Below are 24,617 nucleotides of genomic sequence, written 5' to 3'. Positions count from 1 at the left end.
AGGTCACCCGGCTTGGTGAGGCGGTTGCACGTGCGGATAGCGCGCGAGGTAGCTGGCCTCGTCCTTGATCAGCAATGCGTAGGCGCCTTGCTTGCCGGCGTTGTCCGGGTCGGCGCTGAAGACGGGCAGCGGGCCTTCGACGTGCGAGCCGGGGCAGAACTCCACCGGCCCGATCTCGGGCGTGATTTCGACCAGCGGGCTCCAGAACACCACGCCGTCCAGGCTGCGCAACTGGGCCGGGTATTCCTGATGCCAGTTGGCGCGAAATTTCTCTTCGCGCGGATTGTCGATGCGGATGCCGGAGCCCGCGTGCGCAATGCCCGGCAGCGCGCCGGGGCGCACTTCGCGAACGAGCTGCTCATGGCGCTCGTCCCCTAGCAGGCGGACAAACGCGGGGATCTGCTTGACGGCGTCGTACACCTCGGCGCCGTACTTGCGATTGGCCTTGATGACGGCCTGATAACCGTCGTCGAACCGTTCCGGCGCAAACGGCGCGCGCTCGATGTCGAGGCGGTATTTGTCGATCACCAGACCGATGATGTCGTAGCTGGCGCGCTGGATCGGCTCGATCTGCGACGGCGCGTAGAAGTCGCGCAGGATCAGCAGGCCGTCGCGCTGGAAGGTCTCGATCTGGTCGGGGCTCAGGATGCCAGGCATGTCAGCGTCTCCTGGTGGGCTTTCACGAGATCGAGCACCACGTTGCACACCGTCGCGATGTTCTCGCTCGACATGTCGTGATACGACGGCAGGTTGATGGCGCGCTCGGCAATCGCGTAGCTGTTGGGCGCGTTGTGGCGCCCGGTGGCCTCGGACGTGCCGAACAACTCCGTCTGGCTCAGCGGATAAAGAACACGCGCGCATCGATGCCGCGCCGCGAGAACGCGGCCAGCAGCCCGTCGCGCGTAATGCCGAGCGCTTCGTCGAACACGACGGTGGGCATCCAGTAGCTGTTGAGCGTGCCGGGCGCCTCGGGGTTCAGTGCCAAACCGGCAACGCCGCCAGGTGCGCCTGATACTCGGCAAAGATCTCGCGCTTGCGTGCAACGAGCGCGTCGATGCGCTCGAGCTGCGCGCAGCCGATGGCGGCCTGCACGTTGGAAATGCGGTACTTGAAGCCGATGAAGTCGGACCAGAACTGCTTGCCGCCCGGCACCCGGCCATGGTTGTTCAGCGTCATGACGCGGTCGTACAGCGCGCGGTCGTTGGTGACGAACATGCCGCCTTCGCCCGTCGTCATGGTCTTGGTGCCATGGAACGAGAACGTGCCGAAGATGCCTTGCGATCCCGTTGCGTGGCCGTGCCAGCGCGAACCCACCGCCTCGGCCGCGTCTTCGATGACCGGAATGCCGTGGCGCTTGCCGATGTCGAGCAGGCGGTCCATCTCGCACAGGTTGCCGTAGAGGTGCGTGGCGATGATCGCCTTCGTGCGCGGCGTGATGGCCGCTTCCACGAGCGCCGGGTCCAGGCACCAGGTGTCCGGCAGGATGTCGACAAACACTGGCGTCGCGCCCACGTAAGTGATGGGCGATGCCGTGGCGATCCAGTTCGTGTCGGCCAGGATCACCTCGTCGCCGGCGCCGATGCCGAGCGCGGCCAGGCCCATGTGCATGGCTCCGGTGCAGCTTGAGGTGGCAATGGCGTACTGCGTGCCGACAAATTCCGCAAACTGCTTTTCGAAACGGCTGATGTAGGCGTAGCACTGGTCGCCCCAACCGTTGCGTGCGGCGTCGGTGGCGTATTCGACTTCCAGCTCGGTGATCGACGGCTTGGAGTACAGAATTTTCTGAGTCATGGCTGTTCCTGCAGTTCAGGATTCTGGACACGCAACGTGATGCCCGCAAACGCGTCGGTCAGCGGCGGATGGTTGCGGTCCCGGTCGGAGCATTCGGTCATGTCGAGCGGCCAGGCGATGGCCAGGCGGCCGTCGGTCGGGTTGAGCCCGTCTTCAGCGGCTTGCGCGTACGGCGTCGAGGTCAGATACAGCAGCTCGCAATCGTCTTCCAGCGCCTGGAAGCCGTGGGCAAACCCGCGCGGCACCAGCAGGCTGTTGTGGCGGTCGGCGGACAACTCCACCGCATGCCATTGCAGGAACGTCGGCGAGCCTGCGCGCAGGTCAACGGCCACGTCGAACACACGGCCGCGCACGCAACTCACCAGCTTGATCTCGGCATGCGGCGGGTACTGAAAATGCAGCCCGCGCACGGTGCCGCGCTTGGCGGAATACGAGTGATTGATTTGCGCGATCGGGCTGTCGAAGCCGGCGGCGGCCAGTTCGTCTGCGCAGAAGAAGCGCGTGAAGTAGCCGCGATGGTCACCGATCACCTTGCGGTTGATCTCGACCACGCCGGCCAGCGGCGTCGGTTGGATGGTGAAGCGGCTCATGCGGCGCTCCTGCGTGTGGCAGCAGATGCGGCGGCGGTGAAGCGGTCGATCTGCTGGTCGCACAGCGCGCGCGCATCCGCGCTTTTTTCATGCAGATGCCGATACCACGCGGCGGTCTGTTCCAGCGCAGTTTCGAACGGCCACGCTGTCTGCCAGCCTAGCTGCTGGCGTGCCCGGCTGGCGTCGAGATGCAGCATGCCGGCCTCGTGCTTGCCGGTGGCGGCATTGGCGTCCAGTTGCCAGATCAGTGCGGGCCAATGTTGCTGCAAGCCTCGCAAGACCTGTTCGACCGTGCGTGTGGCGGCGCTGTCCGGGCCGAAGTTCCAGGCGGTTGCGCACGCGGCGTCGCCGGCCAGCAGCCGTTGCGCGAGCACCAGGTACCCATGCAGGCAATCCAGGACGTGCTGCCACGGCCGCGTGGCGTGCGGTGAGCGGATCACCAGCGGCGTACCGGCACGCATCGCGCGCTCGGCATCGGGAATGAGGCGATCTTCCGACCAGTCGCCACCGCCGATGACATTGCCAGCGCGGCCGGTGGCCAGCAGCGGGCCGTTGGCGAAGAAGGCGCGCCGGTAGCTTGCGGCCACCAGTTCGGCGCAAGCCTTGGACGCGCTGTAAGGATCATGGCCGCCAAGTGCATCCGTCTCGCGGTAGCCCCAGGCCCATTCGCGGTTGTCGTAGCACTTGTCGGTGGTCGCCACCACGATGGCCGACAGGCCGGCGCATGCGCGCGCGGCTTCCAGCACATTCACGGTGCCCATGACGTTGGTGGCGTACGTGCCGACCGGGTCCTGGTACGACGCGCGCACCAGCGGTTGCGCGGCCAGGTGAAAGACGACGTCGGGTCGCGCCGCGGTCATCGCGGCACGCAGGCCATCCGCGTCACGGATATCGCCCAGCGTGTGGCCGGCCATGGCGGATTCCACCTCGGCCAGCGTAAAGAGATTCGGGTGCGTTTCGGGCGCCAGGCTGTAGCCGTAAACATCGGCGCCAAGCTGGCGCAACCACAGTGCCAGCCAGCTGCCCTTGAAGCCCGTATGACCGGTCAGGAAGACGCGCTTGCCAGCCCACGCACGCGGGTCGAGCGTCACCACTTTTTCCACGGTGCACTCCCTGCTTGCCATAGGGCTTCCAGACTGTTCTTGTCGCGCAGCGTGTCCATCGGCTGCCAGAAGCCGTGGTGCTCGAACGTGTTCAGTTCGCCCATCTCGGCCAGGCGTGCCATGGGCGCGCCTTCCCACGGCGTGTCTTCGGTTGCGATGTATTCGATCACCGCCGGATTGAGCACGAAGAAGCCGCCGTTGATCCAGCTGCCGCCGTCGCCGGGCGGCTTTTCGGTAAAGCCGGTCACGCGTGCGCCGTCGCGCTGGAGCATGCCGTAGCGGCCCGGCGGCTGCACGGCCGTCACGGTGGCCATCTTGCCGTGCGCGCGGTGGAAGGCGATCTTGCTCGTGATGTCGATGTCCGACACGCCGTCGCCGTAGGTGAAGCAGAACGGCTCGTTCGGGTCCAGATAGGCGGCCACGCGCTTCAGGCGCCCGCCGGTCTGCGATTGCTCGCCCGTGTCGACCAGCGTGATGCGCCACGGCTCGGCATGGCGCTCGTGCACGGTCACTTCGTTCTTCGACATATCGAACGTCACGTCCGACATGTGCAGGAAGTAGTTGGCGAAATACTCCTTGATGACGTAGCCCTTGTAGCCAAGGCAGATGATGAAGTCGTTGATGCCGTGGGCGGCATAGATCTTCATGATGTGCCACAGGATCGGGCGGCCGCCAATCTCGATCATCGGCTTGGGCCGCAGGTGCGATTCTTCGCTGATGCGCGTGCCGAGGCCCCCGGCCAGGATGACTGTCTTCATGATTGCGTGCTCATGCGGCGGCGACTGCGCTGCGTTCCTGCATCTGCCGCGCGAGGTCGGAATATTGGTTCGACTTGATGGCCAGCGTGTCGGCCAGGGCGCGGTAGGTCAGCGCCAGGTACTTTGCGGCGGCAAAGCTGCCGCGCCCGAATACGGCGGCGTCCAGCTTGGGCTGCTCGCCAATCTCCAGGCACTTCAGGAAGGCGTTTTCCGCCATCGGCAGCCATTGCTTCTCGGCCTGGGCCGGGTGCTTGGCGGCGGCTTCAAACATCAGGTGGCCGAGCAGGTAGAAGTAGTCCGGCGAGCCCGACCATTCGTCCATCCACTCGCCGGCCAGGGTGATGGCTTCGTCGAGTTGTCCGGTCTGGCTCAGGCACGCCAGCAGGCAGATACACAGGTCGTGCCGATAGGGCGACTGCTTCGGTGCCGTCGCCACGGCGCGGCGGTAATACTCTGCGGCCTGGGCGGCGTCGCCCTGGTTGATCTGGAAATCCTTGCCGAGCTGGTAGAGCACGTACGGATCGTCCGGACGCGCGGCCAGCTCCAGCTGGAGCAGGGTGTGGTTGCGCCCGCGCTTCTTCTCGAGCTTGACGTCGAGGTAGCCGTCGTGGCCGATCACCAGCGGCAGGCGAACCCGCTGCAGGTCGGCATCGGGCTGCTCGTGGATGCGGCCCTTGTAACGCACGCCGCGCGGCAGCAGGCGCGCAATCCAGCTGTTGGATTGCTCCACCTTGCCCGAGACTTCAAACCCGCTGCGGATGCACACCACGCCCAGCAACGGGCCGAAGGTGCAGGCGTCGCGCAGCTCGTCCGTGCCGGCTTCGATCCATTCGTCGGCGTCCAGCACGAGGTTCCAGTCCGCATTGGCGGCGTCCAGCGCGGCGTTGCGGGCGGCTGAAAAGTCGTCCACCCACGTGAAATGGTGCACCTGGGCGCCGCACGCCTTGGCGATCGCCACGGTGTCGTCGGTCGAGCCGGTGTCCAACACGATCATGCGGTCGACGTGCGGCTTGGCGCTCATCAGGCAGCGCTCGATGCACGCGGCCTCGTCGCGGGCGATGACGACCAGCGCAAGACTGCTCTTGGCGGGCTTGGCGCGGTGTTTGGCGTGTTTGGACATGCGGCGCGAAAAAAGGAAAGCGTGAAAAGTGACGTTAGATCGACATGCTCATGATGCTCTGGTACGCCGAGACAAACTTGTTGCGCACCTGCACCGCGGTCTGCATGTCAATGTTGGCCTTTTGCAGCGAGAGCATCACGTCATGCAGATCCACGTCGTTGTTGCCCATTTCGAAGCTGCGCGAGACGGATTCGGCCTTCTGCTGCGACGCATCCACCCGGTCCAGCGACGACTTGAGCACCGCACCGAAGTCGACGCTGACCTTGGCGTCTTCGCCCGTGCCGGAACCGCCCGCCCCAATGCCGCCCACCGTCTTGGACGGCGCCAGCACGCTGTTCATCAGCGAGACCACTGAATTGGCGTTCGTAATATCCATGTGAAGACAACTCCTCTTTTGCTCTGACTTGCTTGCGGCGCCGTTGCTTGACTGCCTGGGCCGGCTTTTCTGGGCGTTTTCCGCCTCGGCCGGCTGGTCGCCATGGCGCCACGGTGATGCAAAGGTAGCCGCCCGGCCGCCGTTCCCAAGCGCCCAAAAGAACGGGAAAACGCCCTCTTCTTGGCAATTTGCTTGCGCACCCGCTGCCGATAATGGCAACCACGGAGCCATGCCCAGACGTTGGGCGAGCGCTCAAGCAACGTAGTCAGTCAGGAGATTTGGGATGCCAACGACAGCCGATTCGGTTGCTGTCGCCGACACGCTCGGTACGGTCGATATGCCGGCGGTGGGCCAGGGCGCGATGACGCGCCAGAAAGCGGGAGGTGCAGGTGCGCTGGGCGCCCTGGGCCCGCTCGGCCGTTTGTCGCCGCGCCTGCTGATGATGATCGGCGGTGCCGCGCTGGTGGCCGTCATTGCCGCCGCGATGCTGTGGAGCCGCGCGCCGGACTATCGCGTCCTGTACAGCAATGTGTCCGACAGCGACGGCGGGGCGATCATCGCCGCACTGCAGCAAATGAACGTGCCGTACCGCTTTGCCGAAGGCGGCACCGCCATCATGGTGCCCGAGGCGAGCGTGCATGAAGCCCGTCTGAAGCTCGCTTCGCAAGGCCTGCCCAAGGGCGGTCAGGCCGGCTTCGAGCTGATGGAGAACCAGAAATTCGGCACGAGCCAGTTTGCCGAGCAAGTCAATTACCAGCGCGCCCTGGAAGGCGAGCTGGCCCGCACCATCCAGGCCATGCAGGAGGTGCAGTCCGCCCGCGTGCATCTGGCGATGACCAAGCCGTCGGTGTTCGTGCGCGAGCAGGCCAAGCCGAGCGCCTCGGTGCTGCTCAAGCTGTATCCGGGCCGCATGCTCGACCGCTCGCAGGTGCAGGCCATTGGCCACCTGGTGTCGAGCAGCGTGCCGAACCTGCCGCTGGCCAACGTGACGGTGGTCGATCAGTCCGGCCGCCTGCTGTCGTCGTCGTTCCAGGACAACGCCTCGGGCCTCGACCCGACGCAGCTGAGCTACGTGCGCGACGTCGAGCAGGGCTATATCAAGCGCATCGAAGCCATCCTCGGCCCCGTGGTGGGCGAAGACAACGTGCGCGCGCAGGTGACGGCCGACGTCGATCTGGACAACACTGAGCAGATGGCCGAAACGTATCGTCCCAACCAGGACCCGGCGAACGCCGCCGTGCGCAGCACGCACACCGCCGAGGCCACGCAGAACAAGGCCGACGCCCAGGGCGGCGTGCCCGGCGCGCTGTCCAACCAGCCGCCGACCGCGCCGCGCATGCTGCCGACCGCACCGGCTCCGGCCTCGCAACCGGCTGCAACGGGCCCGAACGGTCAACCGCAGCAAGCGGCGGCTGCCAACTCGAGCGGCACCGCGACCACCGGCAATTCGTCGAGCACCCGCGACACCACGACCAACTACGAAGTCGACAAGACCGTGCGCCGGACCCGCGCCGCGGTGGGCACCGTGCGCCGCCTGTCGGTGGCCGTGGTCGTCAACTACCGTGGCGACGGCAAGACCTGGAAGCCGCTGTCGGAAGCCGAGATGACCAAGCTCAACGCCCTGGTCAAGGACGCCGTGGGCTTTGACGCCAAGCGTGGTGACTCCGTGAACGTGGTCAACAGCCAGTTCTCGGGCACGCTGCCGATGGCCAAGGACGACCTGCCGCTGTGGAAGCAGCCGGAGATGATCCAGTACGGCATCCAGGGCGCCAAGTATCTGGCACTGGCCATCGGTTTCCTGATCCTGGTGTTCGCCGTGATCCGTCCGGCGATCCGCTCGATGGGCAAGAAGGACGAGGCGGCCACGGCCACCTTTGTCGGCCGCGAAGGCGAAGACCCGAACGCCCCGATCATCACCGGTGCCGCGGCTTCGGCCGGGCCGGAGCTGGAAGGCCCGGCGGCTGCCGGCGCCGAATCCGAAGAGCTGCCGGACGCGCTGCCGCAACTCAAGAACAACGACTTCGAGAAGAAGCTCGAGACCATGCGCCGCGTGGCGCAGAGCAACCCGCGCGCCGTCGCGGCCGTCATCAAACAATGGGTGAGTAACGAATGAGCGCCGAAGGACTCCAACGCAGCGCCATCCTCATGATGTCGCTGGGCGAAAGCGAAGCCGCCGAAGTGCTCAAGCACCTGGGCCCGCGCGAAGTGCAGAAGCTGGGCGCGACCATGGCCGCGCTGAAGAACGTCTCGCGCGAGCGTGTGCTCGACGCCTTTGACGCGTTCTTCGTTGAAGCCGAAGACCTGCCGCTGGACGTGGATTCGAACGAGTACATCCGCACCGTCTTCCGCAAGGCACTCGGCGACGACCGCGCCGCCAACATCATCGACCGCATCCTCTCGGGCGGTGACACCAGCGGCATCGAAGGCCTGAAGTGGATGGATGCATCGTCGGTGGCCGAACTGATCCGCAACGAGCACCCGCAGATCATCGCCACGATCCTGGTCCACCTTGACCGCGATCAGGCTTCGGAAATCCTGACCTATTTCACCGAGCGCCTGCGCAACGACACCATCCTGCGTATCGCCACGCTCGACGGCATTCAGCCCAGCGCCCTGCGCGAGCTGAACGACGTGCTGACCAAGCTGCTGCAAGGCAACGACCACCGCAAGAAGAACGCGATGGGCGGCGTGCTCACGGCAGCGGAAATCCTCAACCTGGTGCCGAGCGCCGTGGAAAGCTCCGTCATCGAAGGCGTGCGTTCGCGCGACCCGGAACTGGCCGACGCCATCGTCGAGAAGATGTTCGTGTTCGACAACCTGATCGATCTGGACGGCCGTGCGCTGCAGACGCTGCTGCGCGAGATTAGCCAGGACGTTCTGGTGGTGGCACTCAAGGGCGCCAAGCAGGAGTTCCGCGACAAGGTGTTTGCCAACATGTCGCAGCGTGCCGGCACGATGCTCAAGGAAGAGCTGGAAGTGCTCGGCCCCGTCAAGGTGTCGGAAGTCGAAGCGCAGCAGAAGGAAATTCTGGTCGTTGCGCGCCGTCTGGCCGACGAAGGCGAAATCACCATCGGCCGCAAGGCGGAGGACGCTTATGTCTGACCGTGCGGGCCGCTTTGTTTTGATGGGGCGCTGAGATGCCGCGTCCGCCGATCATCCCGCGCGACACGCTGGTCGAATACCAGGCGTGGGAGCCGACCGACTTCCGGCGGCAGGCCGCAGAGGCCGCTGCTGCAGCCGCGCCGCCGCCTCCGCCGCCCGAGCCCGAAGAGCCGCCGATTTCCGAAGAGGAATGGCAGGCCGCGCTTGACGCGGAGCTTGCCACCGCCCGCGACGAAGGCCGCCGCGATGGTTTTGCGCAAGGCTTTCAGGATGGCTTTGAACAAGGCCGCCGCCAGGGCGAGGAAGATTCCAAACACATCGCCGCGCTCATGCAATCCGTGCGCGAGGCGATCGACCAACTGAACGGCAGCGTTGCCGAAGAACTGGTGGATCTGGCGCTGCAACTTGCGCAGCAGTTTTTGCGCGGCGCACTGCATGCGCAGCCCGAACGCATCCTGCCGATGATTCGCGAAGTACTGGGCGATGCGCCGACCGCCCCGGCGCCCGCCATGTTGCGCGTGCATGCCGATGATGCCGAGCTGATCCGCCAGACGATGGGCACCGAGCTGGCCGCGGCCGGCTGGACGCTCATCGTCGATGCCGCCATCGAGCGCGGCGGCTGCCGTGTGCAGACCCGCTTTGGCGAAACCGATGCCACGCTGCAAACCCGCTGGGCTGAACTGACCCGCGCGCTGGGCCGCGATACCGCATGGCTTGCCAGCGAACGCTCGGAAGCCGAACGCGTTGCAGGAGGCGCACTCCATGTCGCCTGAGATCGTGCAGCCCGCCGCCGACAATCCGAACGTTCGCATGTGGCAAGCCCACCTGCAGCAGACCGCGCAGCGCGCGCGCCTGGCGCGCCCGGTGGTGACGTGCGGCAAGCTCACGCGCGTGGCCGGCCTGGTCATGGAAGCCGTTGGCCTGAAGCTGCCGGTGGGCAGCGCGTGCCGCGTGGAACTCCCGCATGGTCGCCACGTGCTGGCCGAAGTGGTGGGCTTTGCAGAAGAGCGCGCCTTCCTGATGCCGCAAACGGATCTGGTGGGCGTGGTGCCCGGTGCGCGCGTGTTCCCGCTGGAGCCGCAACGCCTGCCGGTGTCGAGCGAAGACGGCGCCGATCCGACGATTTCGCACAGCAAGTTCCTGCCCGTGGGCCCGCGCCTGCTGGGCCGTGTGGTGGACGCCAACGGCGAGCCGCTCGACGGCAAGGGGCCGCTGGGCGCGCACGAAGATCTCGCCTGGGGCACGTTGAACCCGGCACCGCTGAACCCGCTCAAGCGCAAGCCGATCGAGCATGTGCTCGACGTGGGCGTGCGCGCCATCAATGGTCTGCTGACCGTTGGCCAGGGCCAGCGTCTGGGCCTGTTTGCCGGCTCCGGCGTGGGCAAGAGCGTGCTGCTGGGCATGATGGCCCGCTACACGCAGGCCGACGTGGTGGTGGTGGGCCTGATCGGCGAGCGCGGCCGCGAAGTGAAGGAATTCATCGACGAGATTCTTGGCGACGAAGGCCTGGCACGTTCAGCCGTGGTGGCTGCGCCGGCCGACACCTCGCCGCTGATGCGGCTGCAGGGCGCCGCTTACGCCCACACGATTGCCGAATACTTCCGCGACCGCGGCTGCAACGTGCTGCTGATCGTCGATTCGCTCACGCGTTATGCGATGGCGCAACGTGAGATCGCCCTGGCCATCGGCGAGCCGCCGGCCACCAAGGGCTATCCGCCCTCGGCGTTTGCCAAGCTGCCGGCGCTGGTTGAGCGTGCCGGCAACGGCATGGTGGATGCCAACGGCCGCGGCGGCTCCATCACCGCGTTCTACACCGTGCTGGCCGAAGGCGATGACCAGCAGGACCCGATTGCCGATGCGGCCCGCGCCATTCTGGACGGCCACTTCGTGCTCTCGCGCAAGCTGGCGGAGCAGGGCCACTACCCGGCCATCGATATCGAACAGTCGATCAGCCGCGTGATGTCGGCCATCGTGCCGCGCGAGCAGCTCGACACGGCGCGCCGCTTCAAGCAGCTCTACGCCCGCTACCAGCGCAACCGCGACCTGATTGCCGTGGGCGCCTACGCGCGCGGCAGCGACCCGGTGACCGACCAGGCCATCGCGCGCTACCCCGACATGGAAGCGTTCCTGCAGCAGGGCATGTTCGAGAACGAAAGCCGCGAGCACACGCTGCAGAAGATGCAGGGAGTGCTGGCGTGATGTGCCCGCTTGACACTGTGAAGCCGCAAGCGTTGCGCAAGCCGAAGGCTAAAGCCGCCGGATTTGCGTCCGATGGGTTGATGTAACGGGAAGCTGGAGGGTCCACCGATGACCACCATGAACAAGCCGTTCCGCCTCGAAACCGTGCTGGAACTGGCCCAGAAGGACACCGAGAAAGCCACGCAGGAAGTCGGCCGCCTGATGAACACGCGCGAGGCCGCCACGCAAAAGCTGGCGCTGCTGTCCGACTACCGCAACAACTACCACCAGCAGATGCTGAGCACCGCCGAAGGCGGCATGGATGTTACGCGCCTGCGCAACTACGCCGCCTTTATCGACCGTCTGGGCAATGCCGTGCACCAGCAGAAGGGCACCATCAATGCGCTGGAGCAGCAGCTTGCAATGAGCCGTGCCAACTGGCTGGAAAAGCAGCGCCGCGAGCAGTCGTTCGACATCCTGCGCCAGCGCCACATTGAAGAGCAGCGCCTGGACGAAGAACGCCGCGCCCAGCGCGACAACGACGAACACGCCGCCAAGGTGATCCGCATGCGTGCGGCGCAGGGCGGCAATTGAAGACGAACGCGAACACGCAGTCGCAAGATGGAGTCAACGTGGGCTTGAGTGCCACCCCCAACACCGCCGCCAAGGACCTGGGCGCCATGCTGTCGGCCGGCAATACTGCCGCCGCTGACAAGACGCAGGCTTCCTCGTCCGGCACCGATACCTTCGGCAACCTGTTGTCGGACCGTCTGGCCCAGGACGCCGCACGCCGTCGCGCCGATGCGCAATCCGCCGCCGACGATGCCGGCCGCCGCGCCGATATCGCGCGCAAGGACGTCGCCCGCACCGGCGCCGCGCGCACCGATCAGGATGCCAAACCGGCGGACGACAACACGCCGGAGCAGGCCATCACCACGCCTGTCACCAGCACCGCCGATACGGTCAACGCCAAGCCGGCCCAGCCTGCCGGCGCGAAGGATCTCGATACCGCTGCACAGCAGGCCGTGGTGGATCCGGCTGCACAACTGGCTGCCCAGATCGAGGCCGCACGCCAGGCGGCGCAGCAGGCCGCAGCCGCGCAACAGCCGGTCGCCCAGCCTGCGGCCCAACCGAATACCAACGCCGCTACCAAGGCCGCGACGCCGGTAGCAAGTACATCGTCCGGCAATGACGCCGCCGCACTGGCCGCCGCAAACGCCGCGGCCAACGGAGCTGAAAACGCGGTACAGAGCCCCGCAGACCCGGCCATGACGGCACAAGCTGCTCCGGCTGGCTTGCCGGCGGCGCAGGACGCCAAGGGCAACGCTGCAAACACGCCGACGCCGCCGGCCACCGCGCTGCCCGACAGCGGCACGCTGGCCCAGACCATGGCCCGCACGCGTGCCGTTGCCGACAACACGCCGCCCGCCGTGCGCCAGCTCGGCAGCACGTCGTCTGCGCAGGGCGCCAATGCCGACCACGGCCTGCCGCGCCGCAACGACCTGAGCGCACACAACACCGTCACGCAGACGCCCACGGCAGCCGTGGCCGATGCCACCAGCCACGCCAGCAATGGCGGCAACGCCGACAACGCCGGCGCGCAGGCCAACGCGCAGGGCAACGGTATGCAGTTCCAGGGTGTGCTGTCGCGCGCCAACGGCGACGCGGGCATGGCCGCGCCTACCTTTGCGGTGGGCGGTGCCAACGCAGGCGCTGCAGCAGGTGCATCGATCACGCCGCAGCAAATCCACACGCTGCCCACCTTTGGCGACGCCGCCTGGCCGCACAGCATGGCCAGCCAGCTCGCCTTCATGCAGGTGCATCGTCAATCATCGGCCGAGCTGCAGCTGAATCCGGCCGAGCTGGGTGGCATGCACGTCAAGCTGGAGGTGGACAACGGCGCCGTCAACGCGAGCTTTGTCTGCCAGCACCAGGCCGTGGCCGAACTCGTGCAGGACGCCATGCCACGCCTGCGCGACGCCATGCAGCAAGGCGGGATGCAGCTTGCGCAAACGTCCGTCAGCACGGGCGACTTCAGCCAGCAGCAGAACGCATCGCAAGGTGCGTCGGCGCAAAACCAGGGTGGCGGTTCGGGCAACGGTGGCAACGGCGGCCGTTATGGCAACGGCGGCTCGCAAGACCGCGCCGATACGCAGACGGTGGCACCGCGCCGTGTTTCGACCCACGAAGGCGCGATCGATACATTTGCTTGACGATGACGGGCGGTGCCTAAAGTTTGATGCAAGCCTGCCGTTAGTACGCAGGAGTGCCATGCAAAATGGCCAGCCGCGAGGCAACGAAAGAAGGACGGGAAATAACAACGCGAACACGCCGCGCATATGTTGGATGCGGCAGCGTTGCAAATGAATAACAAGGGGGTCAAGTCCGACTGGCGAAGAAGGGATCAAACGGGGATCATTTCGCCACATCCGTCTTCGGGCGGATGCACACGGACCGATGCGGGGTGTCCGAGCCGGGGGCTGGCGCACCGCATGTTTGCCGTACTTACGGGAGAGCGCACCGCGAGGTGCGCTTTTTGTTTTTGTGCGCTTGCCCGAAAGCCTCAGGCGCCGGCTTCCGCCGTTGCCAGTGTGGCGGGCGTGACCGACACGACGTGCTCGACGCCATAGCCGCGTGCCACCCATGCATCGATCCCGCCATGCAGCGGACGCACGCGCTTGAAGCCGCGGCCCATCAGCGTGCGCGCCAGCATCACGGCAGACGCCTCGTTGGGGCAGGCGCAGTAGATGATGATCTCGCGATCCGGGCCGTCGATCTCGATGGCGCGGTTGCTGCCAGACATGTCGTACAGCATGGCCCCGGGAATGCGTTGCGGCTGCAGCATGCGCGAACTGTCTGCGCGCACGTCGATGATGACCGGTGCCGCGCCTGATTCGATCAGCGCATGCAGCTCGTCGGGCGAGATGCGCGCCATCTCCAGCATCTTGCGAAAGCGCCAGCGCTGCAGCCAGCGCGCGGCCACATATACCGCCGCCAGCAACGCGATCAGCAGCACGGCGCGCATGCCCAGCACGTCGAGCTGGCGCAGCGCCTGGTCGATGCTGTCGTGCGCCACGCGGCCCAGCAGCAGCCACAGCGTGGCCCACACCGCCGAGCCCATCAGGTTGTACAGCGCAAACGTGCTGAACGGCGTGCGCATCGTGCCCAGCAGCGCAGACGACACGGTCGACAAACCCGGAATGAACTTCGCGATCAGCAGCATCGGCGCGCCCCAGCGCTCGAACTGCGTGCGCGTGCGCCGCACGCAGGAATCGGGCGACAACGACACGCGGCACAGCAGTGCCATGACGCGCCGGCCATAGCGCTTGCCGGCGAAGTACCACAGGCCGTCACCCAGCAGCGCGCCGGACACGGCGGCGGGCGCAAGCTCCATGAAGTAGAGCGGGCCGTGGAATGTGAGCGCACCAGCCACGAGCAGCGTCGGCACGGCCGGCAGCGGCGCGCCGGCTTGCGTCAGCAGCACATTGAGGAATACGGCAAACGCGCCGTATTCGGCGATCAGGGGAAACAGGTCATGCATGGCAGGGACGGCGGGGGCAGGGCGGGGCGAAAGCGTCTGCCAAGTTACCGCATTCCGGCGCCGCCCGATAGCCATGTCACCGGAATGCGCTCGGCGATCTGCGGTTCATGTGGAATTGGCGTGACAATGAACGCTTCACACGGCTTCCACATCCTGCCGCCATGTCTTCTGCAATGCCCATCGACGCTTCCGCTCCCGTGCACGAACCCGGTGCTGTCGCCATTCGTGCGGCGACCGTGGCGGACCTGCCGGCCATCGTCGGCATCTATGCACATCACGTGCGCACTGGCACCGCCAGCTTCGAAATCGATGCCCCCGATCTGGCCGAGATGACGCGCCGCTTTCACGCATTGCAGGATGCCGGCATGCCTTACGTTGTGGCGGAGGCCGGCGGGGTGCTGCTCGGCTATGCGTATGCCGGCCCGCATCGTGCGCGGCCTGCGTATCGTCATACGGTGGAAGACTCCATCTACCTTGACGCCGCCGCTCAGGGACGGGGCGTCGGGACGTTGCTGCTGGCGGCGCTGATCCGCGAATGCCAGACGCGCGGTTTCAAACAGATGGTGGCCGTGGTGGGTGGTGGCCGCGAAAACCCAGGCTCAGCCAAGCTGCACGCGCGCTGCGGGTTTCGGGAGGTGGGCGTGCTGGAGGCCGTGGGCTGCAAGTTTGGCCGCTGGCTGGATTGTCTGCTGATGCAGCGGGCCCTGTGAGGCGAAGGAAGGGCCGCCGCGTCGCACGGCCGGCAGGCCCCATGCCTTGCGGGTCGCTTCAAGAATACGGTCGAGTGTTTCGGTTTCAGTCATTCGGATTGCGTTAGGTTGGCTCAGCGCAGGGCGATCAGATCGTTTTCGTCCTGCCATTTTAGATATTTCTAACATTTTGTCAAGAAATGTCTACCTCGAGTGTTTAGAAATACGCCTTCGGATACGAAAAAACCCGCCGAAGCGGGTTTGCATGTTGAGAGGGGGCGCGTGCAGGCGCTCAAAAATCGCCCATGCCCGACCGGTATTTGACGCGGCCAACGATGTCGATGTGTTCCAGCTGGTCTGGTGTCACGATGAACGGATCGTGCTTCTCCTTGTTGTCGCTCACCACCCGGATCGAGCCGTCGGGCAGGCGGAACAACCGCTTCACCAGCATTTCGCCGCAATACACGAGGGCAAACACGCCGCCGCCCGTGGGGATGCGCCGGTCCGCCTTGTCGACGACCACCGTGTCGTCATCGAACAGGCGCGGCTCCATACTGTCGCCCTGCACTTTCACCGCCACGAGGTGCTTGGGGCTGGCGTCCAGCCTGCGGACGTAATCGGCCTGGAACGGCAGCGGTTCTTTCTCTTCAACATGCCAGGTTTCCCGGCCGTTGCCCGCGGAAAGCGCCACGTCGACATGCGTGATGAGAATGGTCGTCTCGCTCGGCAGTTCGTCCAGGCTGTTGTACGTGGTGATGGGGCGCGCGGGAAAGCCCTTGCTATGCGCCGACGCGCCTGCGCTTGTGCGGACCAAATCGCCCGCGCTGCCGCCGGCAGCCTGCGCGGCCGCGTCGGAGAACGGTGTGTCCATCACCCGGTCGGCAAACCCCAGCTTCTTCTCAAGACGGCGGGCGGCAATGTCGCCGATGCTGCGGCCGTCCTGGTAGCTGCGCGAGAGGAACTGCGCGACCTGCGAGCGCGAATACCCATACAGACGCTCGAACGCCGAGCGGTCTCCGTTGACGAGGGTCTGGATCCAGTAGGTCAGCCACTGGCGGCGGTTGTCGTAGATGTCCATGGGTCGCATTAGAGCAAGAAATTTCTAATTTGTGTATTAGAAGTGTCTTGACGCAACAGTTTAGAACAATCTAAACTTCTCTGCACGACCTGCTTCCCGCCTCTGCCTACTGCAGGCGGCCTCGGTCGAACCGAATCTTGTTCAATCCGCGCGCCACGCCGCGCCGACTGGAGCCTCTTCCCATGACCGTCCCCCAAACTTCGATGGATGCTTTTCGACGTAACCGCGCCACGTCCACGGCCAAGCTGCAGTGCGACCGTATCGCCGACTACGTCGCCCGCAGCGGCACCGCCACGATTGCCGAAATCGCACAGGCGTTGCGCATTGAGAAATCCAGCGTCTCTGCGCGCCGCAGCGAATTGATTGCCGCCAAGCGGTTGGAGCTGGATGAGGAACGCAAATGCGGCGTCACAGGCCGCTGGGTGCAGTCGGTGCGCGCGGTGCGCGCCGTGCCTGAGCAGGTACGCGTTTTCCAATAGACGCATGCGTCATCGCGTTCTCGAGCTGTCCTCCGTAAGTGCGGCGACAGCGCGAGAGAGGGTGACGCAACCCGAAATCGGCAACAAGCCACGAACATACGAGGACAGGGACATGGGCATCGAAGACCGTCTGGAGAACTGGAGTCGCGTCGTGCGCGACCCGAGCTGGCAACCGCAGTACTGCGCATCGTGGGCACGGTTGGCCGTCGCCATGCGCGATGCAGAATGCGGCGCGCCGCAAGCCATCGTCAGCATCGACGTGAATGACGGCTGGCTGGTCGAGCAAGCGTGGCAGAAGATTGCCGACCCCGTAGCCAAGCGGCTGCTGCAGTATCACTACGTGCATCGCATGCCGGCAGAGATGGTGTGCCGCATTCTCGTGCGCAAGTACGGCGCGTCGCCGCATACGCTAAAGCACTGGAAGGTGCGGCTTGCGAAGGCGCAGTCGATCATGTCGCACGTCATCGATTCGGAAGTTGCGCGCGCGCAGATGACGAAGGCCGTGCGTGCAGCGGCCGCTGCCGTGACTGTGACGGCCGCTCCGCTGGCTGCCTGAAAATTTTTCGGAATTTTCTCTTCGGCCCACTTGCACGGTTTATATCCCCTTCGTATTCTGTTTCCCAGATGTTCGATTGCCCTCGCGGCGTAACCGGTTCAGACCGAGACATGCACCCCACTGGGGTGCATTGATTTACCCAGACAAAGCGCAGACATCGCAAAAAAAAGCCCGCCACGCAGCGGGCTTTTTTGTTTCTCGGCTTCGCTCTCTGACGTATTCCCACGCAATACATGCCTCGATGTCGCTACACGGTGACGAACGGTTCGCGGCTGTCTCAATCCTGGATACAACTCACTCGATCGATCACGCATCGCAGCGCGCATCGATGAAGGCGCTTGTCTTATGGCAGATCTCTCCGACGTTTCCAATGCACTCGTCACGCTGGTCACCGGCGTGGTTTATCCGAACGGCGCCAGCCAGCCGTCGATCGCGGCCAATCCGGTGGTGGTCTACAGCGGCTGGCCCAACATGACGCAACTGAAGACCGACCTGCAAGCCAACAAGGCGCATGTGTCGATCTTTCCGATCACGAGTCATCAACGTCACGCCAACACTGCGTTCTCGGATTGGACCGTCGCCACACCGCCGGCGAACACGCTGGCCTTGAGCGTGACCGCACAGACGGTCATGGTGAACGGCACCGTCAGCACGCCGCAGAACGTTGTGCTGTTGGTGGACGGCCGCGCATATGCCTACGCCGTGCAGGCGAGCGACACACCGGCCAGCATTGCGACAGCGCTGGCTGCGCTGGTGGCTGTTGACCGCCCGGCAACGGCTGCTGGCTCGTCGATCACCATTCCGAACGCGACATACATCTCGCCGCGCGTGGGTGGCATCGGCACGGTACAGCGCGAGACGCGCCGGCAAGAACGCACGTTCCTGATCTCGACGTGGGCGAATGGCGCGGCGCCTCGCGACCTCATCGCGGGCAAGGTCGATGCAGTGCTCTCGGGCATCGTGCGATTGACGTTGCCGGACCAGAGCGCCGCGCTTCGCTATAAGCGCGGTCATCAACACGACGATCCGGCCAATGGCATTTACCGGCGTGACCTGCGCTATGCCGTCGAGTACGCGACCATCGTGACCGATACGGCGTATCAGATTGCGACGGGTGTAGAGAACGTGAACGCCGGCGCGGCGATGGACGGGCAGTTTCCTGTTCGAACACTCGTGCAGTAGCGCAGCCGTGGCCGTATTGCAGTCGAAGTCAACCAACCGTGCCGCCCGTTTCGACTAGGGCGGCTTTTTTATGTCCGGCCGCCTTTGCGCGGCCTTTTGCTTTTCTCACTCGGAGGCACGCATGCCGATCGTCCAGCAGGGCAGCATCAATACCACTGCACTCATCGTTCCGGACCTGTACGTCCAGATTGTTCCGCCGCAGGTCACCCTGCTCAACGGCGTTCCCACCAACGTGCTCGGCGTGGTGGGCACGGCCACCTGGGGCCCCGTCAACTCGCCGACGCTGATCGGCAACATGGCCATGTACGCGCAGACGTTCGGCGCAATCCAGAACCGCACCTACGATATGGGCACGGCCGTGGCCGTGGCGGTTCAGCAGGGCGCCAACAACTTCCGCTGCGTGCGCGTGACCGACGGCACCGACACCGCCGCCACGGTGGTCGCGCAGACGAACGGCGTGACCTTCACTGCCAAGTACACGGGTTCGCTCGGCAACACCGTCACGGTGGCGCTGGCGGCAGGTTCGGCCGCCAACACGTGGAAGGTGACCGTGGCCGCTCCGACGCTGGCGCCCGAAGTGTTCGACAACATCGGTGCCGGTCAGACCGGCAATGCGTTGTGGATCGCAATTGCCAACGCCATCAACAACGGCGTGAGCGTGATGCGCGGCGCGTCGCAAATCATCACTGCCACCGCAGGCGCCAGCACCACCGCACCGACGGCCGCCACGCTGCAACTGGCGGGCGGTACGGATGGCGCGGCCACCATCACCGGCGCCGTGCTGCTCGGTCAGGACACCGTGCCGCGCAAGGGCATGTACGCGCTGCGCAACCAGGGCGTGTCGATTGCCATGCTCGCCGACTGCACCGACGCAACGACCTGGCCGACCCAGGTGGCGTTCGGTCTGTCCGAAGGCATCTACATGATCGGCACGGGCCCGAGCGGCGACACCATCGCCAACGCTGTCACGGCCAAGAGCACCGCCGGCATCGATTCGTACGCCTTCAAGCTGTTGTTTGGCGACTGGGTGTATTGGCTCGATACCGTCAACGGTGTGACGCGCCTGGTGTCGCCGCAAGGCTTTGTTGCGGGCTTGCTTGCCAACCTGTCGCCGCAGAACAGCAGCCTCAACAAGCAGATCTACGGCGTGGTGGGCACGCAGAAGACGTTCGCCAACCAGAGCTACAGCTCGGCCGAATTGCAGGCACTGATCCAGGCCGGCATCGATGTCGTGACGAATCCGGTGCCGGGCGGTGCGTACTTCGGTTGCCGTGCGGGGCACAACACCAGCTCGAACGCGCTCACGCAGGGCGACAACTACACGCGCATGACCAACTACATCGCCAGCACGATCAACGCGGGCATGGGCAAGTACGTCGGCCAGCTGCAGTCCGCCACGGTGCGCGCGCAGGCCGCGGCCACGCTGTCGAACTTCCTCAGCTCGATGGAGCAGCAGGGGATGATCGGCGCGGTCAATGGCGGCCCGGCGTTCTCGGTGCAGATCGATGCCAACAACAATCCGATGAACCGCGTTGCGCTGGGCTACATGCAGGCTGACGTGAAGGTGGTCTACCTGTCGGTCATCGAGAAGTTCCTGGTGAACGTGGAAGGCTCGCAGGCCACGGTGATCCGCACGTCGACGGCAAATCAGTAATACGCGCGTCAAGCGCGTCCCCTCCTCGCATATCAATCAATCTTCCCGCCCCGCACGACGTGGGGCGTTTCTTTTGGAGAACGTTATGCCGATTCAAGGCTACTCCGTCGGTCGCGACTACACGCTGGTGATCCAGACTGCAAGCGGCACGCTGCAACCGAACAAGATCACCGCATTCAAGAGCAAGCAGGACGTAACCGACGTGCGCGTCAAACGTCTGGACGGCATCACCGACCATGTGCGCTTCTTCGACGGCTGGTCGGGTTCGTTCGACGTGGAGCGCCAGGACGCGACGCTCGACAACTATTTTGCGCAGCTCGAAGCGGGCTACTACGCGGGCCTGAACGAAGCCCCCGCGCAGATCTACGAAACGATCCAGGAGGCCAACGGCTCGGTCTCGCAGTTCCGCTATGACGGTGTGCTGATGACGCTGGCGGACGCAGGCAATCGCGCCGGCGACGCCACCATCAAGCAGTCCGTCAACTTCGTGGCTTCGCGCCGCATCAAGGTGTCCTGATGACCAACGTGACCATCACTCCTCCGAACAGATCATCAAGGCCGCCGCGAAAGAGCTGGTGGTTGACGATGCACTGGGCCGCAAGATCACGCTGCGCAAACCGAGCCCGCTGGCGAACCTCGACTTTGCCAAGGCCGCGGGCGGCAGCGAGCTGAACATGCTGTACCTGGCCGAGGTCGCGCATCTGAAGTTCGTCTGCGCCATCGATGGCGAACCGGTGCCGACGCCAGCCTCGGAAGCCCAGTTGCGTGCGCTGTATCAACGCCTGGGCGAAGAGGGCAACGAAGCCGCGCAGCGCGGTGTGGCGGCCAGCTTCATCAACGTTGCCACATCGGAGTCCGAGCTAAAAACTCCTGACGAACGGCCCGTTTCACGAGGCAATGTGGCTCGTGCATAACGGTGTTCCGTTCGATGTGGCGTTTTCACTGGACGACACCATGCGGCAGGCGATGGCCATCAAATGCAGTGAATTCCACGGCGCGGAGTTCGACCTGAAGACGATGTCTTTCAAGGAGCGCGAATGAACCTTTCGTTAGCTGAGATGGCGCGTCGCCTGACCGAGTTGGAGGCGCGCGTGCCGCAAGCGTTGTCGCAGGGGCTGGACGCGGCCGCTGCGGCACTGGAGTTGGCAGCCAGCGCCAAGGCGGCGGAAAGCGCGGTGGCCGCCGGCCTCACGGATGCGGCGCTGGTGAATGCACTGCGCGATTCCATCGGCCGAGAGGTCAAGGGGTTGGAGGCGGCCATCGGCTCCAACGCCAACCTGGCCGTCGTTCTGGAGCTGGGCAGTGTGCAGACGCCACCGCATCCCTTTGGGTGCGGTGGCAAACGAGCGCGCCGAGGCTGTGCAACAGCGTGTGGGCGATGCGGTGACGGCGGTGCTGGAGGGCCGCCCATTGGCTGCCGCCGCAAGCGCGCCCACGTGAGATCGGTGGCCTCAACAGACGAACAAGGATTCCTATGAGCCTCGATGCTTACAAGATCGGGATACAGATCGCGTTGGTCGATAACGTGTCGCGCGGGTTGTTGGCGATCGCCGCGCAGTTCGACTCCGTCAACAAGAGTGCGGAGAAGTTGGAGACCCGGCTGGAGAGGGTCAAGAAACTGACCGAGTTCGGCAGCGGCCTGTTCAAGGCCGGCAACGAAGCCGCCCACATGTGGGACAAGCAAGTGGATGCTGCTTCGAAGTACCACGCAGTACTTGAACGGATCAGCCGCTTTGACGCCGGCGCTGCGGCGGCGAACGAGACGTTCCTCAAAGGGCTCGACATCAAGGGCATGTCGCTCACGGATGTCGGACAGCTGTTTGGTGGAGCACAGACCATTCTGCAGAGTTCGACCCAGGCGCAGGACGTGACGAAACTGCTGGCCCAGGCGCGGACAGCCTTTGGCTCGGCAACCGGCGTCAAGGACGGCGCGCAACTCGACAGCATGGCGCTGACTGCGCTGAAGGTCGCGCAGATGCGCGACGGCGTGATCGGCAGAGACGGCAAGATCGATACGAAGAAGGTGGAAGAGACCTTCAATATGCTCGTCAATACGGCGCTGGCGAGCGGCGGTGGCGTGCTGCCCAAGGACTACCTGGAGGCCATGCAGGGCGGCAAGCTGTCCGGCGCACTGAAGCAGTCTGAGGCCGCGGTGTTTGGGCTGAAGCAGTTCATGCAGGCCAATGGCGGCTCCAAGGCTGGCGTTGAGGCCATGTCGGCGCTCCAAGGCTGGGTGGCAGGGAATATGCCCGCCACGGTCGCGCGTGAGCTTGAACGCGTCAAGCTGCTGGACCCGAAGGCTGTGCATCGCGACAAGGCTGGGCACATCACCGGTGTGGATGTAACCGGCATAGCGGACGCGCGGGCCTTCACCGAGAATCCGCTTCAGTACGTGACGAGTGTGATCGTGCCGGCGCTGCAGAAGAGCGGATACAGCGGAGATGCGCTCAACACGAAGTTGGGCAACCTGCTCGGCATGAAGGACGAGAAGAACATCCTGGAGCAGCTTCAGCGTGACAAGGAGTGGGCCGGGTTGTACCTCGCGAATGCCGGAAAAGGACTTGGCGCAGCAAAGCTCTACGAGAAAAACAACGAAGGGCTGGAAGGCAAGCTGAAGGACTACGAGGCCAAGAAGACGAACCTCAATATCGCGCTTGGCGAACATGTTTTGCCGTTGGCGATTTCAGGGTTGGAGAAGTTCAATGGCCTGATTGAGCGCATCACCCACCTTGCACAGGAGTTTCCGGGCACAACGAAGGCGATCATGGCGTTCGCCACGGGACTCGCTTTTCTGCACAAGGTCATCTCCACGCTGTCGGTGCCTGTGCCGGGCGGCGGTGTGAAGGGCAGCGGTGGTTTCGCACGCGGCGTGGCGCGTATTGCGAAATCGGCAGCCAGCGGCGCGGTTCGCCTGGGAGCTGGCGTGGGGCGGGCTGGCCTGTCTGTGCTTCGCGCTGGTGGTGGACTGGGCCGCGGTCTGCTGAGCGCTGCAGGAACGCTGATGGAATCGCCGCTTGCGTCGAAGGCGCTGGGAGTGCTGGGGCGGGGTAGCGGCCTTATCAGTGCGGCATACGGCGGCTACAAGCTCGGTGGCTACGTCAACGACAACGTCATCAGCCCATTGATGGAACGCGTCAGCGGGGTCAAGGGTGCGACGCTGGGCACGTTTCTGTATGACGTACTTCACGGAGACGCTGGCAAGAAATTGCCAGCCGCCAAGCCGGACTCCAGCCATGGCGCAAGCGCGCCCAGCACCGCCGTGAAGGTCGCCGAGCCCAAGCTCGTCTACCTCAAAGGCGATGTGACCATGGATGGCCGTACGGTCGCCCAGGTGGTCTGGAAGCAGATCGAAGGCCAACTGGCGCGGCCGCAGACTGGCTCCAGCAACTTCAATACCGGCATGAACCTCATGCCATCCGGACTCTGATCGACCATGCCCGACTTCGCTCTTAACCTCGGAAACTTCCAGTTCAAGGAACTGGAAGTCCCTGAAAGCATCCCGTTTGGTGGGACGCAGAAACTCGCAATGCACGACTTGGTGGGCGGCACGCGCGTGATCGATTCGATGGGAGCGTTCTGCGGCCCCGTCGAATGGTCTGGGTGGCTGCTCGGCAAGGATGCGTTGGCGCGTGCGCGGCAGTTGGACGATCTGCGCGAACGGGGCGCATCGTTGTTGCTGCAGTGGTCCGAAATCTACTACGCCGTCGTCATCCGTGACTTTCGTGCGGATTTTCAGCGCGCCTACAAGATCCCATACAAGATCACCTGCGAAGTGGCGAGCGATCTGTCGAAATTTGCAGGCAGTGATGCAGACCAGAGCATCGATGGCCAGATCAAGAGCGATGCCGCGGCCGTGACGGACATGGGTAGCGCGATTGGCGACGGCACGTTGTCTGGCCTGATCGATTCGGCCAACGCGGCGATCGATACCGTTGCGAGTTTTGCCAACGCAGCGCAGTCAACACTCAGCAACGTTCTGCAGCAAGTGACAGCGGTGCGTGATCGTGCTCAAGCGCTGATCGCATCAGCCAATACCACGCTGACAAAGGTGACGACGCTGGGCGGCATCCTGCCGAATAACCCGGTATCGCAGCAGGTGGAAAAGCTGGCTGGCCAGATGACGTCGGCATTGAACCTGCCGGTGCTGGTTCAGCTTGACCGTGTTGCCGGCCGCATGCAGAAGAACATCGAGTCCGTCTACAAGAGCGCCAAGCATGTGGTGACGGTTGGTGGCGATCTCATGAAGATGGCGGCCAAGGAATACAACGACGCGATGGCGTGGACGAGCCTGGCAAAGGCGAACCCGGATCTCATGTGGGACCCGCTTGTGCAAGGTGTGAAAAACCTGATCGTGCCACCCAACAAGGACCATGCCGGCGGCTTGCCAAAGCCCTAGCGAGCCGCTTTCATCAACCAGACA

General features: G+C 64.7%; 27 protein-coding genes. 17 read left to right on the top strand and 10 right to left on the bottom strand.

Features of this window, described 5'->3' with window-relative positions:
- Positions 1-3: 3 nt before the first annotated feature.
- The 8 genes from OWR21_RS04500 to fliE are packed head-to-tail and all read right to left on the bottom strand — an operon-like array spanning position 4 to position 5,738.
- Positions 4-657, bottom strand: a complete 654-nt coding sequence (locus OWR21_RS04500) for a phytanoyl-CoA dioxygenase family protein (protein WP_332394681.1) — start codon at positions 655-657, stop codon at positions 4-6.
- Positions 642-1,022, bottom strand: coding sequence for a DegT/DnrJ/EryC1/StrS family aminotransferase (locus OWR21_RS04495; protein ID WP_332394680.1), 381 nt, complete (start codon positions 1,020-1,022; stop codon positions 642-644). The genes OWR21_RS04500 and OWR21_RS04495 overlap by 16 nt, the downstream gene beginning before the upstream one ends.
- On the bottom strand, positions 976-1,791 hold the full coding sequence (locus OWR21_RS04490; protein ID WP_332394679.1) for a DegT/DnrJ/EryC1/StrS family aminotransferase: 816 nt from the start codon (positions 1,789-1,791) through the stop codon (positions 976-978). Before OWR21_RS04490 ends, OWR21_RS04495 begins: the two co-directional genes overlap by 47 nt.
- The gene (gene rfbC / locus OWR21_RS04485; RefSeq protein ID WP_332394678.1) at positions 1,788-2,381 is read right to left on the bottom strand and encodes a dTDP-4-dehydrorhamnose 3,5-epimerase; all 594 of its coding nucleotides are present in this window, start codon (positions 2,379-2,381) and stop codon (positions 1,788-1,790) included. Before rfbC ends, OWR21_RS04490 begins: the two co-directional genes overlap by 4 nt.
- Positions 2,378-3,505 carry a CDP-glucose 4,6-dehydratase gene (rfbG, locus tag OWR21_RS04480; protein WP_442968596.1) on the bottom strand — a complete coding sequence of 376 codons (1,128 nt, stop codon included), beginning with the start codon at positions 3,503-3,505 and terminating at the stop codon, positions 2,378-2,380. The genes rfbC and rfbG overlap by 4 nt, the downstream gene beginning before the upstream one ends.
- Positions 3,469-4,242: a glucose-1-phosphate cytidylyltransferase gene (gene rfbF, locus OWR21_RS04475; RefSeq protein WP_332394676.1), complete on the bottom strand. Its 774-nt coding sequence runs from the start codon at positions 4,240-4,242 to the stop codon at positions 3,469-3,471. The genes rfbG and rfbF overlap by 37 nt, the downstream gene beginning before the upstream one ends.
- 10 nt (positions 4,243-4,252) lie before the next feature.
- Positions 4,253-5,362 carry a glycosyltransferase gene (locus tag OWR21_RS04470; RefSeq protein WP_332394675.1) on the bottom strand — a complete coding sequence of 370 codons (1,110 nt, stop codon included), beginning with the start codon at positions 5,360-5,362 and terminating at the stop codon, positions 4,253-4,255.
- Positions 5,363-5,396: 34 nt separating this feature from the next.
- A complete protein-coding gene (gene fliE, locus OWR21_RS04465; RefSeq protein WP_316874606.1) occupies positions 5,397-5,738 on the bottom strand; it encodes a flagellar hook-basal body complex protein FliE in 342 nt (113 codons plus the stop codon).
- A 283-nt stretch (positions 5,739-6,021) separates the two neighbouring features.
- Here fliE and fliF point away from each other — a divergent pair, with 283 nt between their 5' ends.
- From fliF to OWR21_RS04435, 6 genes are all read left to right on the top strand, one after another.
- Positions 6,022-7,851 carry a flagellar basal-body MS-ring/collar protein FliF gene (fliF, locus tag OWR21_RS04460; RefSeq protein WP_316874605.1) on the top strand — a complete coding sequence of 610 codons (1,830 nt, stop codon included), beginning with the start codon at positions 6,022-6,024 and terminating at the stop codon, positions 7,849-7,851.
- Positions 7,848-8,840: a flagellar motor switch protein FliG gene (fliG, locus tag OWR21_RS04455; protein ID WP_027679900.1), complete on the top strand. Its 993-nt coding sequence runs from the start codon at positions 7,848-7,850 to the stop codon at positions 8,838-8,840. The genes fliF and fliG overlap by 4 nt, the downstream gene beginning before the upstream one ends.
- Before the next feature lie 35 nt (positions 8,841-8,875).
- Positions 8,876-9,613, top strand: coding sequence for a flagellar assembly protein FliH (fliH, locus tag OWR21_RS04450; RefSeq protein ID WP_332394674.1), 738 nt, complete (start codon positions 8,876-8,878; stop codon positions 9,611-9,613).
- Positions 9,603-11,039, top strand: coding sequence for a flagellar protein export ATPase FliI (gene fliI / locus OWR21_RS04445; RefSeq protein WP_316874601.1), 1,437 nt, complete (start codon positions 9,603-9,605; stop codon positions 11,037-11,039). Before fliH ends, fliI begins: the two co-directional genes overlap by 11 nt.
- A gap of 108 nt (positions 11,040-11,147) precedes the next feature.
- Positions 11,148-11,612, top strand: a complete 465-nt coding sequence (gene fliJ / locus OWR21_RS04440; protein WP_004631467.1) for a flagellar export protein FliJ — start codon at positions 11,148-11,150, stop codon at positions 11,610-11,612.
- A gap of 38 nt (positions 11,613-11,650) precedes the next feature.
- Positions 11,651-13,231 (top strand): flagellar hook-length control protein FliK, encoded by a 1,581-nt coding sequence (locus OWR21_RS04435; protein WP_332394673.1) that lies wholly within the window; start codon positions 11,651-11,653, stop codon positions 13,229-13,231.
- A gap of 350 nt (positions 13,232-13,581) precedes the next feature.
- Here the strand turns inward: OWR21_RS04435 and OWR21_RS04430 are convergent, their stop codons facing one another.
- Entirely contained in the window at positions 13,582-14,559 is a 978-nt protein-coding gene (locus tag OWR21_RS04430; RefSeq protein WP_332394672.1) for a DedA family protein/thiosulfate sulfurtransferase GlpE, read from the bottom strand.
- 161 nt (positions 14,560-14,720) lie between these two features.
- Between OWR21_RS04430 and OWR21_RS04425 the strand changes: the two genes are divergently transcribed.
- On the top strand, positions 14,721-15,269 hold the full coding sequence (locus OWR21_RS04425) for a GNAT family N-acetyltransferase (RefSeq protein ID WP_332394671.1): 549 nt from the start codon (positions 14,721-14,723) through the stop codon (positions 15,267-15,269).
- 271 nt (positions 15,270-15,540) lie between these two features.
- Here OWR21_RS04425 and OWR21_RS04420 read toward each other — a convergent pair whose 3' ends face one another.
- A complete protein-coding gene (locus OWR21_RS04420; protein ID WP_186829297.1) occupies positions 15,541-16,326 on the bottom strand; it encodes a S24 family peptidase in 786 nt (261 codons plus the stop codon).
- 182 nt (positions 16,327-16,508) lie between these two features.
- Here OWR21_RS04420 and OWR21_RS04415 point away from each other — a divergent pair, with 182 nt between their 5' ends.
- From OWR21_RS04415 to OWR21_RS04370, 10 genes are all read left to right on the top strand, one after another.
- Entirely contained in the window at positions 16,509-16,805 is a 297-nt protein-coding gene (locus OWR21_RS04415) for a hypothetical protein (protein WP_147215504.1), read from the top strand.
- A 112-nt stretch (positions 16,806-16,917) separates the two neighbouring features.
- On the top strand, positions 16,918-17,361 hold the full coding sequence (locus tag OWR21_RS04410; RefSeq protein ID WP_147215502.1) for a hypothetical protein: 444 nt from the start codon (positions 16,918-16,920) through the stop codon (positions 17,359-17,361).
- A 345-nt stretch (positions 17,362-17,706) separates the two neighbouring features.
- Positions 17,707-18,543 carry a hypothetical protein gene (locus OWR21_RS04405; protein ID WP_332394670.1) on the top strand — a complete coding sequence of 279 codons (837 nt, stop codon included), beginning with the start codon at positions 17,707-17,709 and terminating at the stop codon, positions 18,541-18,543.
- 121 nt (positions 18,544-18,664) lie between these two features.
- On the top strand, positions 18,665-20,197 hold the full coding sequence (locus tag OWR21_RS04400; RefSeq protein ID WP_332394669.1) for a phage tail protein: 1,533 nt from the start codon (positions 18,665-18,667) through the stop codon (positions 20,195-20,197).
- An 85-nt stretch (positions 20,198-20,282) separates the two neighbouring features.
- Positions 20,283-20,714 carry a hypothetical protein gene (locus OWR21_RS04395; RefSeq protein WP_027679910.1) on the top strand — a complete coding sequence of 144 codons (432 nt, stop codon included), beginning with the start codon at positions 20,283-20,285 and terminating at the stop codon, positions 20,712-20,714.
- Positions 20,715-20,772: 58 nt separating this feature from the next.
- Positions 20,773-21,111: a hypothetical protein gene (locus OWR21_RS04390; protein WP_332394668.1), complete on the top strand. Its 339-nt coding sequence runs from the start codon at positions 20,773-20,775 to the stop codon at positions 21,109-21,111.
- Positions 21,104-21,238 (top strand): hypothetical protein, encoded by a 135-nt coding sequence (locus tag OWR21_RS04385; RefSeq protein ID WP_260803557.1) that lies wholly within the window; start codon positions 21,104-21,106, stop codon positions 21,236-21,238. Before OWR21_RS04390 ends, OWR21_RS04385 begins: the two co-directional genes overlap by 8 nt.
- Positions 21,235-21,675, top strand: a complete 441-nt coding sequence (locus OWR21_RS04380; RefSeq protein WP_332394667.1) for a hypothetical protein — start codon at positions 21,235-21,237, stop codon at positions 21,673-21,675. The genes OWR21_RS04385 and OWR21_RS04380 overlap by 4 nt, the downstream gene beginning before the upstream one ends.
- Positions 21,676-21,737: 62 nt before the next feature.
- Positions 21,738-23,624 (top strand): phage tail tape measure protein, encoded by a 1,887-nt coding sequence (locus tag OWR21_RS04375; protein ID WP_332394666.1) that lies wholly within the window; start codon positions 21,738-21,740, stop codon positions 23,622-23,624.
- A 6-nt stretch (positions 23,625-23,630) separates the two neighbouring features.
- Positions 23,631-24,593 (top strand): hypothetical protein, encoded by a 963-nt coding sequence (locus OWR21_RS04370; protein WP_332394665.1) that lies wholly within the window; start codon positions 23,631-23,633, stop codon positions 24,591-24,593.
- Positions 24,594-24,617 lie beyond the last annotated feature (24 nt).

This window comes from Ralstonia sp. 1B3 (assembly GCF_036631435.1).
This window is presented reverse-complemented; position numbering and strand designations above follow the sequence as displayed.

Bases quoted from the DNA above. Each gene is read 5' to 3' on its own strand.
- OWR21_RS04490 (WP_332394679.1), bottom strand. From the start codon at position 1,791: ATGACTCAGAAAATTCTGTACTCCAAGCCGTCGATCACCGAGCTGGAA.
- OWR21_RS04425 (WP_332394671.1), top strand. From the start codon at position 14,721: ATGTCTTCTGCAATGCCCATCGACGCTTCCGCTCCCGTGCACGAACCC.
- OWR21_RS04380 (WP_332394667.1), top strand. From the start codon at position 21,235: ATGAACCTTTCGTTAGCTGAGATGGCGCGTCGCCTGACCGAGTTGGAG.
- OWR21_RS04400 (WP_332394669.1), top strand. From the start codon at position 18,665: ATGCCGATCGTCCAGCAGGGCAGCATCAATACCACTGCACTCATCGTT.
- OWR21_RS04370 (WP_332394665.1), top strand. From the start codon at position 23,631: ATGCCCGACTTCGCTCTTAACCTCGGAAACTTCCAGTTCAAGGAACTG.
- fliH (WP_332394674.1), top strand. From the start codon at position 8,876: ATGCCGCGTCCGCCGATCATCCCGCGCGACACGCTGGTCGAATACCAG.
- rfbC (WP_332394678.1), bottom strand. From the start codon at position 2,381: ATGAGCCGCTTCACCATCCAACCGACGCCGCTGGCCGGCGTGGTCGAG.
- fliE (WP_316874606.1), bottom strand. From the start codon at position 5,738: ATGGATATTACGAACGCCAATTCAGTGGTCTCGCTGATGAACAGCGTG.
- fliI (WP_316874601.1), top strand. From the start codon at position 9,603: ATGTCGCCTGAGATCGTGCAGCCCGCCGCCGACAATCCGAACGTTCGC.
- fliJ (WP_004631467.1), top strand. From the start codon at position 11,148: ATGACCACCATGAACAAGCCGTTCCGCCTCGAAACCGTGCTGGAACTG.
- OWR21_RS04415 (WP_147215504.1), top strand. From the start codon at position 16,509: ATGACCGTCCCCCAAACTTCGATGGATGCTTTTCGACGTAACCGCGCC.
- OWR21_RS04420 (WP_186829297.1), bottom strand. From the start codon at position 16,326: ATGGACATCTACGACAACCGCCGCCAGTGGCTGACCTACTGGATCCAG.
- OWR21_RS04405 (WP_332394670.1), top strand. From the start codon at position 17,707: ATGGCAGATCTCTCCGACGTTTCCAATGCACTCGTCACGCTGGTCACC.
- rfbG (WP_442968596.1), bottom strand. From the start codon at position 3,505: ATGGCAAGCAGGGAGTGCACCGTGGAAAAAGTGGTGACGCTCGACCCG.
- fliG (WP_027679900.1), top strand. From the start codon at position 7,848: ATGAGCGCCGAAGGACTCCAACGCAGCGCCATCCTCATGATGTCGCTG.
- OWR21_RS04470 (WP_332394675.1), bottom strand. From the start codon at position 5,362: ATGTCCAAACACGCCAAACACCGCGCCAAGCCCGCCAAGAGCAGTCTT.
- rfbF (WP_332394676.1), bottom strand. From the start codon at position 4,242: ATGAAGACAGTCATCCTGGCCGGGGGCCTCGGCACGCGCATCAGCGAA.
- OWR21_RS04410 (WP_147215502.1), top strand. From the start codon at position 16,918: ATGGGCATCGAAGACCGTCTGGAGAACTGGAGTCGCGTCGTGCGCGAC.
- OWR21_RS04395 (WP_027679910.1), top strand. From the start codon at position 20,283: ATGCCGATTCAAGGCTACTCCGTCGGTCGCGACTACACGCTGGTGATC.
- OWR21_RS04500 (WP_332394681.1), bottom strand. From the start codon at position 657: ATGCCTGGCATCCTGAGCCCCGACCAGATCGAGACCTTCCAGCGCGAC.
- OWR21_RS04430 (WP_332394672.1), bottom strand. From the start codon at position 14,559: ATGCATGACCTGTTTCCCCTGATCGCCGAATACGGCGCGTTTGCCGTA.
- fliF (WP_316874605.1), top strand. From the start codon at position 6,022: ATGCCAACGACAGCCGATTCGGTTGCTGTCGCCGACACGCTCGGTACG.